The sequence below is a fragment of the Seonamhaeicola marinus genome (assembly GCF_008085455.1).
In genome coordinates, this window is the sequence record NZ_VSDQ01000835.1 from 1 (window position 1) to 681 (window position 681).

Here is a 681-nt window from a genome sequence, read left to right on the forward strand (position 1 = left end):
GGCGGACGTGTAAAAACACTACACCCAAAGGTTTTTGGCGGTATTTTAAACAGACAAAACAACGACTCTGATGTTGCTGAATTAGCTGAATATGATATTCCGCAAATTGATGTTGTAATTGTAGATTTATACCCTTTTGAAAAAACTGTAGCCTCGGGTGCTAGCAACCAAGATATTATTGAAAAAATTGATATAGGTGGTATTTCTTTAATTAGAGCTGCCGCAAAAAATTATGCAGATGTAATTTGTGTATCTTCGGTTGATGATTATGCTGAATTTTTAGAATTAATTACTGAGAAAAACGGCACACTAACCGAAGCAAACAGAAAACGTTTTGCAGCCAAAGCTTTTAACGTGTCTTCGCACTATGATTCTGCTATTTTCAATTACTTTAACCAAGACCATGAAATAGCTGCTTTAAAAGTAAGCGAAACTAAAGGTAAAGTATTACGCTACGGCGAAAACCCACACCAAAAAGGCTTTTTCTTTGGCAATTTTGATGAGCTTTTCACAAAACTACACGGTAAAGAATTAAGCTACAATAACCTTTTAGATGTCGATGCTGCCGTAAACTTAATGTTAGAATTTAAAAATGACGCTCCTACATTTGCTATTTTAAAGCACAATAATGCCTGTGGTTTAGCACAACGCAACACCATAAAACAAGCCTACGTTGATGCT

1 pseudogene is annotated in these 681 nt (G+C 35.5%); it reads left to right on the forward strand.

Features of this window, described 5'->3' with window-relative positions:
• A pseudogene (locus FUA24_RS23780) lies at positions 1-681 on the forward strand (bifunctional phosphoribosylaminoimidazolecarboxamide formyltransferase/IMP cyclohydrolase); the annotation flags it as partial.